The organism is Simiaoa sunii, from assembly GCF_014337175.1.
Classification (GTDB): Bacteria; Bacillota; Clostridia; order Lachnospirales; family Lachnospiraceae; genus Acetatifactor; species Acetatifactor intestinalis.
Genome location: NZ_CP060633.1, coordinates 1176910 through 1193428 on the forward strand (window position 1 = coordinate 1176910; position 16519 = coordinate 1193428).

Genomic DNA, 16519 nt, shown 5'->3' on the forward strand with positions numbered 1-16519 from the left:
TTGCAAACAGTGATAGTAATATAGGAGGTTAACATGGCAAATACGCGAGAAATACAAAGTCGTATGAAAAGCATTCAGGATACTATGAAGATCACCAATGCCATGTATATGATCTCTTCCACAAAGCTTCGGAAAGCCAAGAAGAATCTGGAAGAGACGGAGCCTTACTTCTATACTCTGCAGACTATGGTCAGCAGAATCGTCCGTCACTTACCGGAGATCGACAATAAGTACTTCGATGAGCGTAAGGACAAACCGGCCGAGGAGAAGACTACGGGACTGGTAGTAGTCACCGCAGATAAGGGACTGGCCGGAGCCTATAACCATAATGTACTGAAGATGGCGGAAGAGCAGATGCAGAAAGCCGGACAGACAGGAAAATATAAGCTGTTTGTCGTGGGTGAGCTGGGACGTCAGTATTTCGGACACAGAGGCATCGAGGTGGCAGAGCAGTTTCATTATACTGCACAGAACCCGACCCTGCATCGTGCCCGGATCATTACGGAGACGATCCTGGAGCAGTTTCAGGCAGAGCAGCTGGATGAGGTATATATTATTTATACCAATATGGTAAACAGCGTGACAACCGAACCGCAGATGATGCGTCTGTTACCTATCATAAAAGAACGGTTTATTACCAAAGACGGACAGGATCTGAGTATGTATCAGGAGCCGCTTGTCATGACACCGTCCCCGAAGGCGGTGCTTGATAACATTGTTCCCGATTTTGTCATGGGATATGTATACGGCGCATTGGTAGAATCGTTCTGCAGTGAACAGAACGCCAGAATGATGGCCATGGAGGCTGCAAATAAAAATGCATCCGCCATGATCCATGATCTGTCCATTCAGTACAACCGGGTACGGCAGGCTATGATCACACAGGAGATCACTGAGGTCATTGCCGGTGCCAAGGCTCAGAAAAAGAAGAAAAAGGCAAGAAAGGAGGTCCTGAGCAATTGAGTAACGTAAGTGAAAAAAATCATGGTAAGATCGTTCAGGTCATGGGACCTGTTGTAGACGTAGAGTTCGAGAACAATGACCTTCCTTTTATCAAGGATGCTCTGGAAGTATACAGCGAAGGTAAACGTCTGGTCATGGAAGTGGCACAGCATATCGGCAACAATACCGTCCGCTGTATTATGTTAGGTGCCAGTGAAGGACTCTGCAAGGATATGGATGTTATTGCTACCGGTAAAGGAATTCAGGTTCCGGTAGGTAAAAAGACACTGGGAAGATTGTTCAACGTATTGGGAGAGACCATCGATGGTGGAGAATCCCTGGAGGGAGAGGAGCATTGGGTCATCCACAGAGATCCGCCTTCCTTCGAAGAGCAGAGCCCGGTCGTAGAGATGCTGGAGACCGGTATTAAAGTTATCGATCTGCTGGCACCCTATGCAAAGGGTGGTAAGATCGGTCTGTTCGGTGGTGCCGGTGTCGGCAAGACTGTGCTGATCCAGGAGCTGATCCGAAATATTGCTACGGAGCACGGTGGCTATTCTATTTTCACCGGTGTCGGCGAGCGTTCCCGTGAGGGTAATGATCTGTGGAGTGAGATGAAGGAGTCCGGAGTATTAGAGAAGACCGCGCTAGTCTTCGGTCAGATGAATGAGCCCCCCGGAGCACGTATGCGTGTCGCCGAGACAGGACTGACCATGGCAGAGTATTTCCGTGATGAAGAGCACCAGAATGTGTTGCTGTTCATTGATAACATCTTCCGTTTTGTGCAGGCAGGTAGTGAGGTATCCGCACTGTTAGGCCGTATGCCTTCCGCAGTAGGATATCAGCCCACACTGGCTACCGAGGTCGGTGAGTTACAGGAACGTATCGCTTCCACGAACAAGGGTAGTGTTACTTCCGTTCAGGCTGTTTACGTGCCTGCGGATGACCTGACTGACCCCGCACCCGCGACTACGTTCGCACATCTGGATGCCACCACCGTTCTGTCCCGTAAGATCGTGGAACAGGGTATTTACCCCGCAGTGGATCCCCTGGAATCCACTTCCCGTATCCTGGAAGAGGATGTGGTAGGTAAGGAGCATTATGAGACTGCACGCCAGGTGCAGGCAATGCTGCAGAAGTACAAGGAACTGCAGGATATTATCGCCATCCTGGGTATGGAGGAACTGTCCGATGAGGATAAGGTAACCGTATATCGTGCCCGTAAGATCCAGCGTTTCCTGTCCCAGCCCTTCCATGTGGCAGAGAACTTCACCGGTGTACCCGGCAAGTATGTGCCTGTGAAGGAGACTATCCGCGGATTCCGTGCGATCATCGACGGTGAGATGGATGAGTATCCGGAAGCTGCATTCTTCAATGTAGGTACCATTGATGAGGCAGTGGAAAAGGCTAAGAAGCTCATGGCACAGTAAGGAAAGGCGGTGTGCATATGAACACCTTTAGTTTGAAGGTCATTGCCAGTGATAAAGTATTTTTCGATGGAAAATGTGGCATTATTATCGTACCGGCTCTGGACGGTGAGCAGGCCATTATGTCTCACCACGAGGATATGGTCATTGCCACGAGAGAGGGCGAGGTACGCTTCAAGGAAAAAGAGGAGGATGACTGGACCAAAGCCGTAGTCGGTGTGGGCTGTGTCTACATTTCTCATAACCGTGTGATCATGCTGGTGGATACGGCAGAACGCCCGGAGGATATCGACAGAGTCCGTGCGGAGGCTGCCCTGGAGCGTGCGAAGGAACAGCTGCGTCAGAAGCAGAGTATCCAGGAGTATCATGTATCCCAGGCATCCATGGCGAGAGCAATGCTGCGCCTGAAAGAAGCCGGAAAATACGAAGTCAAGTAGTAATACGTAAAACATATGTAAAAAGTAACAAAAATAAGCCTGTAATGTTAGCAAATGTGTGCAATTCGGAAATTGTTATTTTTCTGTCATTGCGATAAAATCTCTTCAGAATCGTAAGGAGAGTTAAGCGATGGATTATTTACAGAAAAAATCAATACGAAGTGTCGCAGCTGCCATTGCAGGCTTTTTGCGTCACTGCGTTAGGAAAATAGGAATCACCAGAGAGAAACTTCCTTCCTGCATAGCACTTGCGGTATGTCCGCTGGTGACATTTTATCTGTTTGAACTGTATACCCACAATCCTTTCACAACAATGCATTTCAAGACACAGATATTGAACATGGCGTTTTATGTACTGACTGCGCTTCTGTTATTCGGAATCGTTAAATATGTCCGGGCAGCTCTGATGCTGCAGACAGCATTTTTCATGGCGGCGGGTCTGGCGAATTATTATGTGTTGAATTTCCGGTCAGCACCTATTATGCCCTGGGATATTTATTCCATCGGTACGGCTGCCAGTGTGGCAGGGAATTTTAACTATACACTGAAGGGCAGCACGGTGCTGGTCATTATAGGATTCCTGATATTGCTGTTGATCGAGAGCCGTTTTCATATGAAGGCTCCGGCGAGAGTGGCAAAAAGAGCGGCACTCATACTGCTTAGCATTGTATTGATCTACGGTTATACCGGTATGATACAGAGTGAGAGCTTTGTGAGAAGCTTTGGTCTGTATGATAAGCTGTTTACCCCTACCGTCATGAACAAAAGAGATGGCAATATCGTGGCGTTCCTGATGGAACTGGAGTATATGGATGTGGAGAAGCCGTCAGGATATTCTCCGGAGGAGACCGGCAGTAAGTATACACAGGCAGGACAGGATTCCGCAGGGCTTACGGCAGCCGTGGAAGATCCGGAGAGCGTGAAGCGCCCGAATATCATTGTCATCATGGATGAGGCCTTTTCCGATCTGGCGGTGAGAGGCGATTTCACCACCAACGAGGACTATATGCCCTTTATTCACAGATTACAGCAGGGCGCGGAGAATACCAGAACCGGTTATCTGAATGTTTCCGTGCTGGGTGGAAATACTGCCAATACGGAGTTCGAATTCCTCACAGGCAATACCATTGGATTCCTGCCCCAGGGCAGTGTGGCTTACCAGCAGTATGTGCAGAAAGAGACGCCGTCTCTGGCATCCTACCTGAAGGAGCTGGACTATCATACCGTGGCGATCCATCCGTATTATGCCAGCGGCTGGGACAGAGACAGAGTCTATCCGTTACTTGGTTTTGATGAGTTTTTATCCCAGGATGATTTCACGAATCCGAAACGGATCCGCAATTATATCTCCGATGAGAGTAGTTTTGCCAAGATCATCGAACTGTATGAGAATAAAAAAGAGGGCGAGCCGCTGTTTGTCTTTAACGTAACCATGCAGAACCACAGCGGTTACGAAGAGGAATTCCATAACTTTACCCCGGATATTACCGTGGATGGAATTGACTCCAAAGCATTGTCCATGTATCTGTCGCTGGTAAAACAGACGGATTCTGCTCTGCAGGGTTTGATCGATTATTTCTCTCAGGCAGATGAGGATACCATGATCGTATTCTTCGGAGATCATCAGCCTACGACTTATGTGAGCAATCCGATCTTAAGAAATAATAAAGTGAATCCGGAGACTTTAACAGACGAGGAAAATCTGTTAAAATATAAAGTACCTTATGTGATCTGGAGCAACTTTGACATCGAGGAGCAGACGGACGGAGAGACCAGTGCTAATTATCTGGCAATGGATGTGTTGGAGAACTGTGATCTGCCACTGCCTGCCCTGCAGAGCAGTCTGACCGGGCTTCGGAAGGAATACCCGGTGATCAGTGCAGCAGGTGTGAGAGAGGTGGACGGCACTCTTACGACGGTGAAGGAATGTGGGGAAGCATTCAACGATTACCGGAGCCTGGAGTATTATCTGCTGTTTGATTACGAAAGGTAAAACATTAGAGATCACGGAGAAGACTAAGATGAATGGCAACAAGACGACAGCAATAAGTGCAGAACGCAGGACGCAGAGAGGAATCTCTGTGCTTGCGTTCTTTGTGCCTGCATTTATTATGCTGATCCTTTTTATCATACGGGGCATATATCCTTTTGGTGACCGGAGTTTTCTGTTCTCCGACATGTACCATCAGTATATGCCTTTTTTAAGTGAATTCGTACACAAGATCAAAGCGGGAGAGGGACTGTCTTATTCTTACAACGTGGGGATCGGATCGAATTTCCTGGCATTATATGTCTATTATGTGGCAAGTCCTTTTAACTGGCTGGTATTTTTGCTTCCGGAGAGTCTGATCATGGAATTCATGAGTTATCTCGTGATCCTGCGGATCGGTCTTATGGGACTTACGTTCAGTATTTATCTGCGGAAGACGTTTGGCAAGGCGGATCCGGCGGTGATCCTTTTTTCCACCTGCTATGCCCTGTCCGGCTATCTGGCAGCCTATAACTGGAATGTGATGTGGCTGGACTGCCTGATCCTGTTACCTCTGATCCTTCTGGGAGCGGAGCGGCTGGCCAGAGAGGGCAGATGGATCATGTACACTGTGACTCTGGGGCTTTGCATCCTGACCAATTACTATATTTCCATTATGATCTGTATCTTCCTGGTGCTGTATTTCGGAATGCTGCTGATCACGGAATATTATACCATGACGGAAGGACAGAGCCAAAAAGTAAAAACGGTATTTTGCAGGATCGGGAGATTTGCATTTGCATCGCTGCTGGCAGGAGGGCTGGCTGCGGCACTGCTGATTCCGGAGGTCTGCGCTATCTTACGGACGGATTTTGGCAATTCGGATTTCCCCGCTACGCTGGAGTCTTATTTTTCCGTGTTTGATATGCTGGCAAGACACTGCCTGTGCGTGACCACGGAGAGGGGACTGGAACACTGGCCGAACATTTACTGTGGTGTGGCAGTATTTTTACTGGTGCCCATGTATGCACTGAATGAAAAAATATCGGTGAGAAAACGGTTCTGCAATCTGGCACTGGCGGGATTTTTGCTGCTCAGCTTCGGAACCAATGTCCTGGATTTTTTATGGCACGGTCTGAATTATCCGGATTCCCTGCCGGCGAGACAGTCTTTTCTATATATTTTTCTGATCCTTGTCATGTGCTACGATGCTTTCCGGAATGTGGAAGGCACTTCTCCCAGGCAGATCATCTATGGGTATCTGGCGGCGGTGATATTTTTACTTGCCTGTGAAAAATTCGTGGAGAGCGAGGATTTCGACACGGGTATTGAAGTGCTGACGCTGGTGTTCGTTACGATCTACGGGGTGATCCTGTATCTGTACCGGACGAGGAAGAGCGAACTGATGAGGCAGGTGCTGGGGATTCTGGTGTTGGCGTGCATAGTGGCGGAGCTGAGCATCAATACATTTAATACGAGTCTGGGCACTACCGGACGAAGCGCTTATCTGGGAGACCAGGAGGATTATAAAGCGTTGTACACCCTGGCGCGGGAACAGGAGGGGGATGACTTCTTCCGTATCGAGAAGTTTACCCGCAAGACGAAAAATGACGGAACCCTGACCGGGTACCCTACGGCTTCGGTATTTTCCTCCACCATGAATTCCCAGGTCATGGATCTGTATAAGAAGCTTGGCATGCGCCACAGTAAGGTTTATTACGGCTTCGACGGAGCGACAGCTTTCGTTTCGGCACTCCTGAATGTGGATTACATGTTCGGCGGATCGGATAAATACGAAAACGGTCTGTATGAGATCGTGAATAACAGTGGAGATGTTTATTTATATCATTGTAAATATACGCTGCCCTTTGGCTATGTGGCACCGACGGGCTGGAATGTTACGGACGAGATCAGCACCGGTGTGAGAGCGCAGAATCAGCTGACCGAGGATCTGGGAATCGCAGAGCCCTTACTGGACCGGGCGACCAGTGAGACTAGCGGAGATAATGTATGTATTACGGCGGACCGGGCAGGCTACTATTACGCGAGGATCAATGCCACAGGAACCAAAAAGGTGCAGGTGCTTGGGGGAACGCTGGAGACGCAGGATTACAGTGATCTGAAGGACGGATCCATTCTGTATCTGGGATATCTGTTGGAGGGAGAGCGCGTGACGCTGACCAACGGGGATGATGAGGATGAGACGCAGAAGGTATCGGCGGAAGCCTATGTACTGAATGAAGAAGTGCTGGCACAGGCAGTGGAGATATTGTCAAAAGAACATCTGGAAAATGTAGAGATGGACAGCACTCATATTTCAGGAACCTTAAGTCTGGAAGAAGCCGGCAGACTGATCCTGTCCGTGCCTTATGAGGAGGGCTGGACGGTGCAGATTGACGGAGAAAATGCAGAGCCTGAGCAGTTCGGCGATGCCCTCATGGCATTTGATCTGGAAGCGGGAGAGCATACGATACAGATGCACTATGTACCGGAAGGACGGAATATCGGTATTTTAGTAAGCGCGGGAAGTGTACTGATCCTGTTGGGATACGTGCTGTACCAGAGGTGTGACAGGAAAAGGAAAGACTGTGCGGAGAATGAGCCTTCGCAAAAGGCAGCAGACGAAACAATGGAAAACGAGAATGCGGAGAAAACGCACACAGAGGAAGGTTCTGTGAAGGAAGAGGCAGGAAGGATGTAAGAAGGAGCGAATTATGATGAAGAAGAGTATTTGTGATACCTTGCGGCGTACCTGCCTGATCCTGGCGGGATCCCTTATTATGGCCGTGAATTTAAAAAGCTTTGTCCGCACCGGAGGACTGATTCCCGGTGGATTCAACGGTCTGACTCGTCTGATACAGGAGATCAGTGCACTGCTGTGGCACTGGGAGCCGCCCTTCTCGGTGATCAATTTTATCCTGAATGCGATTCCGGCTATCATCAGTTTCAAATTTATCGGGAAAAAATTTACCGGTTATTCCTGTCTGATGATCGTGGTGAGTGGTATCCTGACAGATATTGTGCCGTCATTTCCCATGACGCAGGATATTCTGCTGATCTCTATCTTCGGAGGATTGATCAATGCACTTGCCATCAGTCTGTGCCTGTTTGCCAATGCCACCAGCGGAGGTACGGATTTTATCGCAATTTTCCTGTCGGAGAAATACGGCATTGACTCCTGGAATTATATTTTCGCCGGAAATGTGGTGATCCTTGGGATCGCCGGAGCACTGTTCGGATGGGACAAGGCGCTGTATTCCATTATTTTCCAGTACACCTCCACCCAGGTACTGCATATATTGTACAAGCGGTATCAGAAGCAGACACTGATCATCGTGACCAAACGACCGGAGGATGTCTACGAAGCCATTGCGGAGATCACGCACCATGATGCCACACTGATCAAGGGAGAGGGCTGTTATTCCAAACAGGAATGTGATGTGCTGTACTCCGTGGTAGGACGCGATGAAGTGAATAAGGTTGTGAATACGGTGCGTAAGACCGATCCCCAGGCCTTCGTCAATATGATCCGTACGGAGAACCTGGCGGGAAGATTTTATCAGAGACCGAATGATTAAGAGTTGTAAAAAAGAGCCTGAGAGTCAGCAGTTTAACTGACACTCAGGCTTGCGTATTTTTTCGGGGAGATGCCCACGGCTTTGGTGAAAGCTTTGAAAAAATTGCTGTAGTCTGTGAAACCACTGCGTTCGAAGGCTTCCATGACATTACCGTTTTCGTTCAATACGGCTTTGGCGATACTGATGCGGCGGGCGGTGATGTATTTGTTGATCGTGGTGCCGGTGGCGGATTTGAAGATCCTGCAGATATAGGATTCACTTAAGTAAAACTGTCCGGCTAACTGTTCTATGGTAATGGGCTGGGAGATATTCTGGTTGATGAAGGTTAAAATATCGTCCACCTGATGGTTGTAGCGGTAGGAGCTGTCCTTGTATTCCGCGGCATCTGCGGTGTTTTCTCCGGTGGAGGTCTGTTCCGTGTTCCTGACGAACAGAGTGTTGAGCATGACCATCAGTTCCATGAAAGCGGCATATTCCGTAATGTCATGGGCGAAGCCCTCAGCAGAGGTGATTTTGTTGATATAATAGAGAAATCGCTTCTGTTGTTCCTTATTTAATGACAGCTTATGGGAAAAAGGGGTACTGCGGTGGGTGAAACAGAAGCTCAGATCTGTCTGCTCTGTGGAAAGCTGTTTCATGAAGTCCGGCGCTACCGACAGGACGATCCGCTCATGGACGGAATTGTCGATCTGGGTCAGCTTGTGACTTTCATACTGATTGATGATAAAGAGATCCCCCGGGGCAATCGTATAGAAACAATTGTCGATCAGGAACTGTTTGCCGCCGCAGATGGAATAATAGATCTCATAGCAGTCATGGATGTGCATGTCCATGGCTTTTTCTTCTTTATATAAGTGGGCAATGGCAAAGGTCCCTGAGACTTTACAATTTTCTATGGCTGTTTTACAAGAAGTAAGTTCTTCCATTTTCATGTGTTCCTTTCTCTCGATATTTCTATTAAACATCAAAAGTTCAAAATTTGCAATGTTTAGACTAAAAAATGAAAAGACATTGAGAATTTTTTCGAGTATACTTAAGTCATACAAAAGAGAAAAGCATTTACAGCCCTTCCGCCTTTTTATAAATTTTATAAAAATAAGTAAAAAGGTGTTGGAAATAGTTACAATGATATGTTATAATGTAAGTGCTTTCATAAAAAGGTAACATTCAATAGCGGCACGCAGGCCGCCCGTTGAGGAAAGAGAGGCGTAAGGTGGAACTTAGAACAGCAGTATCACCAAGAGATGTGAAGCATTACACCACAGAGCGTCTGAGAGAAGAGTTTCTGATCCAGAATCTGTTTGTACCCGGCGAGATCAAGCTGGTGTACAGCCACATCGACAGAATCATTACAGGAGCAGCAGTTCCTGTAAGCCCTATCACTCTGACCGCCGGAGATGAACTCCGTGCAGAATATTTCTGCCAGAGAAGAGAACTGGGTGTGATCAATATCGGTGGAGCAGGTATGATTACCGTTGATGGCAAAGTGTACAAGGTGGGCTACAAGGAAGCTATGTACATAGGAATGGGCTCCAAGGAGATCATTTTCGCAAGTGAGGATGAGAAGCAGCCCGCTAAATTTTATCTGAATTCCGCTCCCGCACATAAGACTTATCCGACCGTGCTGATCAAGCCGGAGGGTACTCCCGAAGAGGGTGTAGTCATTGTAAAGGATGAGAATAAAGTAGAGCTGGGTACTCTGGAGGATGCCAACCACAGAGTTATCTGCAAATATATCCTTCCAGGACAGGTAGAGAGCTGTCAGCTGGAGATGGGTATGACGAAGTTAGAGCCCGGCAGTGTATGGAATACCATGCCCTGTCATACACATGACAGACGTATGGAAGTATATCTGTATTTTGATATTCCCGAGGATGCATTTGTAATGCACTTTATGGGAGAACCCGATGAGACCCGCCACATCGTAATGCGTAACGAAGAGGCAGTCATCTCCCCCAGCTGGTCCATCCATTCCGGATGCGGTTCCAGAGCATACACCTTTATCTGGGGTATGGTCGGCGAGAATCAGGACTTTGATGACATGGACGGTGTCGACAACAGAGATCTGAAATAAGATCCTTGTGGAAATGTAACTAAAATAACAGTTTTTATAAAGAAAAGGAGAAAAAACAATGTCTGAATTCACTAATTTCTCACTGGAAGGTAAGGTTGCACTGGTTACCGGCGCATCTTACGGTATTGGCTTCGCTATCGCTTCCGCATATGCTGAGTGCGGCGCTACCATCTGCTTCAACGATATCAAGCAGGAGCTGGTAGACAAGGGAATCGCTGCATACGCTGAGAAAGGCATCAAGGCTCACGGCTATGTATGTGACGTTACCAACGAAGAAGCAGTTAATGCTATGGTAGCTCAGATCGAGAAGGAAGTAGGCACCATCGATATCCTGGTTAACAACGCAGGCATCATCAAGAGAATTCCTATGACCGAGATGACCGCAGATCAGTTCCGTCAGGTAATCGACGTAGACCTGAATGCACCTTTCATCGTATCGAAAGCAGTTATCCCTGCAATGATCAAGAAGGGTCATGGTAAGATCATCAACATCTGTTCCATGATGTCCGAGCTGGGTCGTGAGACTGTATCTGCATATGCAGCAGCTAAGGGCGGCTTAAAGATGCTGACCAAGAACATCTGCTCCGAGTACGGCCAGTACAACATTCAGTGTAATGGCCTTGGACCCGGTTACATCGAGACTCCTCAGACGGCTCCTCTTCGTGAGATCCAGCCCGATGGCAGCAGACATCCTTTCGATCAGTTCATCTGCGCTAAGACCCCTGCTAACAGATGGTTAAAGCCCGAAGAGCTGACCGGTCCCGCTGTATTCCTTGCTTCTGAGGCATCCAATGCAGTCAATGGACACATCCTCTATGTAGATGGCGGTATCCTTGCTTACATCGGCAAACAGCCCCAGTAGAGCCCGTGCAAAAGGAAAACAAAATAAATTACCCACACCAGGTCAGTCGCAGAAGAATTTCGGCGGCTGACTGTTGTGGCGTTTAGATTAGAAAAGGAGTATCTCATGAAGATAGCTTTGATCAATGAAAACAGTCAGGCTGCCAAGAATGAAATGATCTGTGCTACTCTTAAAAAAGTAGTAGAGCCCATGGGTCATGAAGTATTCAACTACGGTATGTGCGGCGCAGAGGATCCCAATTCCCTGACCTACGTACAGAACGGTATTCTGGCAGCAGTTCTTTTGAACTCCGGTGCAGCAGATTTCGTGATCACCGGATGCGGAACCGGCGAAGGTGCCATGCTTGCATGCAATTCCTTCCCTAAGGTTCTGTGCGGACATATTGAGTCCCCTTTGGATGCTTACCTGTTCTCTCAGGTAAACGACGGTAACTGTGTAGCACTTCCTTTTGCTGAGAACTTCGGCTGGGGCGGTGAACTGAATTTACAGTATACCTTTGAAAAACTGTTCTGTGCTCCCGGCGGTGGTGGATATCCCCCTGAGAGAGTTGTTCCCGAGCAGCGCAACAAGAAGATCCTGGATCAGGTAAAAGAAGTAACGCATACCGATATGGTGACCATCCTGAAGAATCTGGATCGTGAACTGGTAAAGGGTGCTTTATCCGGTGCCAAATTTAAAGAGTATTTCTTCGCAAACTGCAAGTGCGACAAGATCGCTGAGGCAGTGAAGGAAGTACTGGCATAAAAGTATTGGTTTAATTTTGCAGAAATATTTTCGACAGGATTTCCTGCGAAGATTTTTCACATAACTATTAGTCTATAAGACAGAAAGGTGTTATTTATGAACGCAGTATTAGAGCAAATCAGCAAAATCGGTATCGTACCGGTTGTAAAAATTGACAACGCAGCAGATGCACTTCCTCTGGCAAAGGCACTTTGCGCAGGTGGACTTCCCTGTGCAGAGGTTACCTTCCGTACCAGCGCAGCAGCAGAAGCTATCAAGATCATGACCGACAACTTCCCCAACATGTGTGTTGGTGCAGGTACCGTTCTGAACGCAGAACAGGTTGACGCAGCAGTAGCAGCAGGCGCTAAGTTCATCGTAAGCCCCGGCTTAAATCCCAGAACCGTTAAGTATTGTGTAGAGAAGAACATTCCTATCACTCCCGGTACTTCCAGCCCCAGCGACATTGAGCAGGCTATCGAGCTTGGCCTGGATGTAGTTAAGTTCTTCCCTGCTGAGCAGTCCGGCGGTCTGGCTAAGATCAAGGCTATGGCAGCTCCTTATGTAAACATGAAGTTCATGCCTACCGGTGGCGTAAACGCTAAGAACCTGACTTCTTACCTTGACTTCCCCAAGATCATCGCTTGCGGTGGTTCCTGGATGGTTCCCGGTGACCTGATCAATGCCGGTGAGTGGGACAAGATCGAGCAGCTGACCAGAGAAGCAGTACAGACCATGCTGGGCTTCGAACTGGCTCATGTTGGTGTCAATGCAGAGAACGAGGAAGAGGCTGTTAAGGCTGCAAACCGTTTCGCATTCATCTTCGGTATGCCCGCTAAGGTTGGCAACAGCTCCGTATTCGCAGGCTCTGCTCTGGAAGTTATGAAGACTCCTTACCTGGGCAAGAACGGCCACATCGCTGTTAAGACCAACTACATCGAGAGAGCTGTCAACTACCTGAGCACTGTTCTGGGTGTTGAGTTCAACGAAGAGTCCGCGAAGAGAGATGCCAAGGGCAACCTGAAGGCTATCTACCTGAAGGAAGAGATCGGCGGATTTGCAGTTCATCTGGTACAGAAATAAGAATAGGATTCCGAAAACCGGACGGGTTCGTGACGGAATATGCAATCGGAACAACCGAGGATAATAGACAATTTTAATTTGAGAAAGGAATATACCAAAATGGCAAAAGTAATTACCATGGGTGAGATCATGCTGAGACTGTCCACCCCCAACAACGAGAAATTTATCCAGGCAGACGAGTTCGATGTAAACTACGGCGGCGGTGAAGCTAACGTAGCAGTATCTCTGGCTAACTACGGTCATGACGCTGAGTTCGTTACCGCAGTTCCTGACAACGAGATCGGTGAGTGCGCAGTCGCAGCTCTGAGAAAGTACAACGTAGAGACCAAGCACATCGCAAGATGCGGTGAGAGACTGGGTATCTACTACCTGGAGAGCGGTTCTTCCATGAGACCTTCCAAGGTTGTATACGATAGAGCACATTCCTCTATCTCTACCGCAACCGAGGCTGATTTCAACTTCGATGAGATCTTCGAAGGCGCTGACTGGTTCCACTTCACCGGTATTACCCCCGCTGTATCCGACGCTGCTGCAGAGCTGACCGAGAAGGCTCTGATCGCTGCAAAGAAGCACGGCGTAAAGGTATCCGTAGACCTGAACTTCCGTAAGAAGCTGTGGAGCTCCGAGAAGGCTCAGAAGGTTATGACCAACCTGATGAAGTACGTTGATGTATGTATCGGTAACGAAGAAGATGCTGAACTGGTACTTGGCTTCAAGCCCGGCGATACCGATGTTACCAGCGGTGAGCTGGAGCTGGCTGGTTACAAGTCCATCTTCGAGCAGATGGTTGACAAGTTCAACTTCGAGTACTGCGTATCCTCTCTGCGTGTAAGCCATTCCGCTTCCGATAACGGTTGGTCTGCTTGCATCTACTCCAGAGATACCAAGGAGTTCTATCACTCCAAAGAGTACAGCATCCATCCCATCGTTGACCGTGTAGGCGGCGGCGATTCCTTCGCAGGCGGCGTGATCTGCGGTATGCTGGATGGCAAGAACTTCAAGGATGCTCTTGAGTATGGCGTAGCTGCATCTGCTCTGAAGCACACCATCCCCGGCGACTTCAACCTGGTATCCAGAAAAGAAGTTGAGACCCTGGCTGGCGGCGATGCTTCCGGACGTGTACAGAGATAAGCTTCTGTGAACAGAATAGTGTAAAAATAAATCGAACTCACCTGTGTGGTAACATACAGGTGAGTTTTTTTCTTGCCAAAACAGAAGATATAGGATATACTTCTTCCATAAACATTTCTTATAAAAATCTATTGTCAGCGTAGGCTGGTGTCGTCTATCGATTTTGCAGAGATTCGTGCAGAAATACCAAATAATCAAAGTTACGTGTATATATGGTCTGCAAAAACGTTGAAAGAAGTAACATTTTAAGTAATGTTTGTCTTTTGTCTGCTGTGTTTTGAGATGATGAGGAAAATGTAATTTCAAAAAGTGCACAATGTATTTGATATTTCTAATACTATGTAATAAAATTAAAATGGATTATTAAAAAAGTATAGAGTATTAAGAATAAATAATACATTGCGTTGAATTTAAAACATTAGGAGATGATACATGATGAAGCATTATGAAAAGCTACTTGCAAAGGGTTCTTTTTCGAGAGAACAGCTGATAGAAATTGTAGGAACAGCAACCGCAGCGAATCAGGTAATTTATGAGTACCAGAAAAAAGGGCTGATAGAAAAAGTGAAAAGAGATTTTTATGTGGTAATCAGCATGGAAACGAAACAGCCTGTGTTATCCCGTTATCAGATAGGTTCCAATCTGTTCCCAGATGCTTGTATCACCCATCACAGTGCATTTGAAGTATTTGGGTATGGAAGTCAGGTGTTTTATGAGTGTTATGTTGCAACGGATAAACGATTTCACGATTTTGAGTATGACGGAGTGTTGTACCGACACATAGAGCGTAAACCAAATATGGAAGTAGTACAACAGGGAAAAATACGAGTGACATCCATGGAACAGACTGTTGTAGACAGTATTCGTGATTTTGAAAAGATAGCAGGAATTGAGGAAGTAATACGGTGTATGATGCTGGTGCCGGGACTGAATGAACAGAAAGTGTTGGAATGTCTGGCAAGAAACAACAATGGTTTTCTGTATCAGAAGTGCGGATATTTTTTTGAAGAAATGCAGGAAGAATTCCATTTTTCAGCCAAGTTTTTTGAGACGTGTGAGAATGGTTCCTCTGATGCAAAGCGCTACCTGATGAAGGAATCGCAGGATAATGTATTTCATAAAAGATGGAAGCTTTATGCACCGGTTTCGTTGAAAGGACTGATAGATAAGGGGGTGGATGCTTATGATGCAATGGGATAGATTAACTCTGGGCAGAATGGCAAAAGAACTGGGTTTTCCGAGAGACACGCTGGAAAAGGTATGCCGTCTGGCGGATGTGTTGAAATTCATGGAATCGGATGAGCTATTGTCCGAAGGAATTGCTTTAAAAGGCGGCACTGCCATTAATCTTACTATTTTTGATTTGCCAAGACTTTCGGTGGATATTGATTTGGATTATTGCAGAAGTATTGAAAGGGAAGAAATGCTTGCAGACAGGGGGATTATCACAGACAAAATCAGCAAGTATATGATGGCAAACGGATATGTCCTGAGTCCGAAATCAAAGAGTCATCATGCACTGGATTCCTTTGTGTATGAATATGTAAATTGCGGAGGGACAAAGGATAATCTTAAGATTGAGATTAACTATATGCTGCGCTGTCATGTGCTTCCTGTGGCACGGAGAGAAGTAAGACTACCATGGAATGAGGAAAAGCTTACCGTTTTTTCCGTAGCACCATTGGAGATATTTGCTTCTAAAACAGTAGCATTACTTACAAGAACAGCTCCACGAGATTTATATGATATGCATAACATGGTAAAATTTGGGCTGTTTGATGAAAGTGAGGAAGCGATGCTTCGTAAATGTGCCGTCTTCTATAGTGCAATCGGGTCAGCGCAGCCACCGGAAAAATTTGAGCTTGATAATATCGGAAACGTGTCATTCCGGCAGATTAAGCGTGATTTGAATTCAGTGCTTCGTAAAGGAGAACGATTTGACCTGGAATTTGTACAAAAGGAAGTAAAAGACTATCTTACATCTGTTCTGGTGCCCACAAAGGAGGAAAAGCTGTTCTGGAAGGCTTTCTCAGAAGGAAATTATTATCCTGACTGGGTATTCGGGGATAGTGATGAGTTTAGAAATGTAGCAAAGCATCCAATGGCATTATGGAAGTGCAGGAACAAGGAAGAAGATAAGAAGCCTTTGGATAAAGATCATGAAAAGAGAGTGTAATGATTCTGATGCTTGTGCAAAAAGGGTTATGAAAAGTTTGAGATAGAAAATATATTACTTCATATATGGAATCAAGAAATATCTACTCCCAGCGTGTACACTATATATACAGGTTGG

14 protein-coding genes are annotated in these 16519 nt (G+C 46.9%); 13 read left to right on the forward strand and 1 reads right to left on the reverse strand.

Annotation, left to right across the window (positions count from 1 at the left end; translation table 11 throughout):
- The first annotated feature begins 33 nt into the window (after window positions 1–33).
- The 6 genes from atpG (at window position 34) to H9Q77_RS05550 (ending at window position 8353) form a co-directional block, all read left to right on the forward strand.
- Complete coding sequence (gene atpG / locus H9Q77_RS05525; RefSeq protein WP_154494891.1) at window positions 34–963, forward strand: ATP synthase F1 subunit gamma; 930 nt, start codon at window positions 34–36, stop codon at window positions 961–963.
- A 41-nt stretch (window positions 964–1004) separates the two neighbouring features.
- Entirely contained in the window at window positions 1005–2372 is a 1368-nt protein-coding gene (gene atpD / locus H9Q77_RS05530) for a F0F1 ATP synthase subunit beta (protein ID WP_235897881.1), read from the forward strand.
- A 17-nt stretch (window positions 2373–2389) separates the two neighbouring features.
- On the forward strand, window positions 2390–2806 hold the full coding sequence (gene atpC / locus H9Q77_RS05535) for an ATP synthase F1 subunit epsilon (RefSeq protein WP_249326773.1): 417 nt from the start codon (window positions 2390–2392) through the stop codon (window positions 2804–2806).
- 130 nt (window positions 2807–2936) lie between these two features.
- Window positions 2937–4799 carry an LTA synthase family protein gene (locus H9Q77_RS05540; RefSeq protein ID WP_249326775.1) on the forward strand — a complete coding sequence of 621 codons (1863 nt, stop codon included), beginning with the start codon at window positions 2937–2939 and terminating at the stop codon, window positions 4797–4799.
- Window positions 4783–7476 (forward strand): YfhO family protein, encoded by a 2694-nt coding sequence (locus H9Q77_RS05545; RefSeq protein ID WP_249326777.1) that lies wholly within the window; start codon window positions 4783–4785, stop codon window positions 7474–7476. The genes H9Q77_RS05540 and H9Q77_RS05545 overlap by 17 nt, the downstream gene beginning before the upstream one ends.
- 13 nt (window positions 7477–7489) lie before the next feature.
- Entirely contained in the window at window positions 7490–8353 is an 864-nt protein-coding gene (locus H9Q77_RS05550) for a YitT family protein (RefSeq protein WP_330596069.1), read from the forward strand.
- Window positions 8354–8385: 32 nt separating this feature from the next.
- On the opposite strand, the gene H9Q77_RS05555 is transcribed toward H9Q77_RS05550, so the two are convergent.
- Window positions 8386–9279, reverse strand: coding sequence for an AraC family transcriptional regulator (locus H9Q77_RS05555; protein ID WP_022154730.1), 894 nt, complete (start codon window positions 9277–9279; stop codon window positions 8386–8388).
- Between the two features lie 287 nt (window positions 9280–9566).
- On the opposite strand from H9Q77_RS05555, the gene kduI reads away from it, so the two are divergent.
- The 7 genes from kduI (at window position 9567) to H9Q77_RS05590 (ending at window position 16402) form a co-directional block, all read left to right on the forward strand.
- Window positions 9567–10427 carry a 5-dehydro-4-deoxy-D-glucuronate isomerase gene (kduI, locus tag H9Q77_RS05560; protein ID WP_118692480.1) on the forward strand — a complete coding sequence of 287 codons (861 nt, stop codon included), beginning with the start codon at window positions 9567–9569 and terminating at the stop codon, window positions 10425–10427.
- 58 nt (window positions 10428–10485) lie between these two features.
- Window positions 10486–11289: a gluconate 5-dehydrogenase gene (locus H9Q77_RS05565; RefSeq protein WP_022154728.1), complete on the forward strand. Its 804-nt coding sequence runs from the start codon at window positions 10486–10488 to the stop codon at window positions 11287–11289.
- 105 nt (window positions 11290–11394) lie between these two features.
- Window positions 11395–12033: an RpiB/LacA/LacB family sugar-phosphate isomerase gene (locus H9Q77_RS05570; protein WP_022154727.1), complete on the forward strand. Its 639-nt coding sequence runs from the start codon at window positions 11395–11397 to the stop codon at window positions 12031–12033.
- A gap of 96 nt (window positions 12034–12129) precedes the next feature.
- Window positions 12130–13095 (forward strand): bifunctional 4-hydroxy-2-oxoglutarate aldolase/2-dehydro-3-deoxy-phosphogluconate aldolase, encoded by a 966-nt coding sequence (locus H9Q77_RS05575; RefSeq protein ID WP_249326779.1) that lies wholly within the window; start codon window positions 12130–12132, stop codon window positions 13093–13095.
- Between the two features lie 99 nt (window positions 13096–13194).
- On the forward strand, window positions 13195–14226 hold the full coding sequence (locus H9Q77_RS05580; protein WP_022154725.1) for a sugar kinase: 1032 nt from the start codon (window positions 13195–13197) through the stop codon (window positions 14224–14226).
- 432 nt (window positions 14227–14658) lie between these two features.
- Window positions 14659–15426, forward strand: a complete 768-nt coding sequence (locus H9Q77_RS05585; protein WP_249326780.1) for a type IV toxin-antitoxin system AbiEi family antitoxin domain-containing protein — start codon at window positions 14659–14661, stop codon at window positions 15424–15426.
- A complete protein-coding gene (locus tag H9Q77_RS05590) occupies window positions 15410–16402 on the forward strand; it encodes a nucleotidyl transferase AbiEii/AbiGii toxin family protein (RefSeq protein WP_249326782.1) in 993 nt (330 codons plus the stop codon). Before H9Q77_RS05585 ends, H9Q77_RS05590 begins: the two co-directional genes overlap by 17 nt.
- Window positions 16403–16519: the final 117 nt, after the last annotated feature.

Coding starts and splice junctions, on each gene's coding strand:
- atpG (WP_154494891.1), top strand. CDS start 34: ATGGCAAATACGCGAGAAATACAAAGTCGTATGAAAAGCATTCAGGAT.
- atpD (WP_235897881.1), top strand. CDS start 1,005: ATGGGACCTGTTGTAGACGTAGAGTTCGAGAACAATGACCTTCCTTTT.
- atpC (WP_249326773.1), top strand. CDS start 2,390: ATGAACACCTTTAGTTTGAAGGTCATTGCCAGTGATAAAGTATTTTTC.
- H9Q77_RS05540 (WP_249326775.1), top strand. CDS start 2,937: ATGGATTATTTACAGAAAAAATCAATACGAAGTGTCGCAGCTGCCATT.
- H9Q77_RS05550 (WP_330596069.1), top strand. CDS start 7,490: ATGATGAAGAAGAGTATTTGTGATACCTTGCGGCGTACCTGCCTGATC.
- H9Q77_RS05555 (WP_022154730.1), bottom strand. CDS start 9,279: ATGGAAGAACTTACTTCTTGTAAAACAGCCATAGAAAATTGTAAAGTC.
- H9Q77_RS05565 (WP_022154728.1), top strand. CDS start 10,486: ATGTCTGAATTCACTAATTTCTCACTGGAAGGTAAGGTTGCACTGGTT.
- H9Q77_RS05570 (WP_022154727.1), top strand. CDS start 11,395: ATGAAGATAGCTTTGATCAATGAAAACAGTCAGGCTGCCAAGAATGAA.
- H9Q77_RS05575 (WP_249326779.1), top strand. CDS start 12,130: ATGAACGCAGTATTAGAGCAAATCAGCAAAATCGGTATCGTACCGGTT.
- H9Q77_RS05580 (WP_022154725.1), top strand. CDS start 13,195: ATGGCAAAAGTAATTACCATGGGTGAGATCATGCTGAGACTGTCCACC.
- H9Q77_RS05585 (WP_249326780.1), top strand. CDS start 14,659: ATGATGAAGCATTATGAAAAGCTACTTGCAAAGGGTTCTTTTTCGAGA.
- H9Q77_RS05590 (WP_249326782.1), top strand. CDS start 15,410: ATGATGCAATGGGATAGATTAACTCTGGGCAGAATGGCAAAAGAACTG.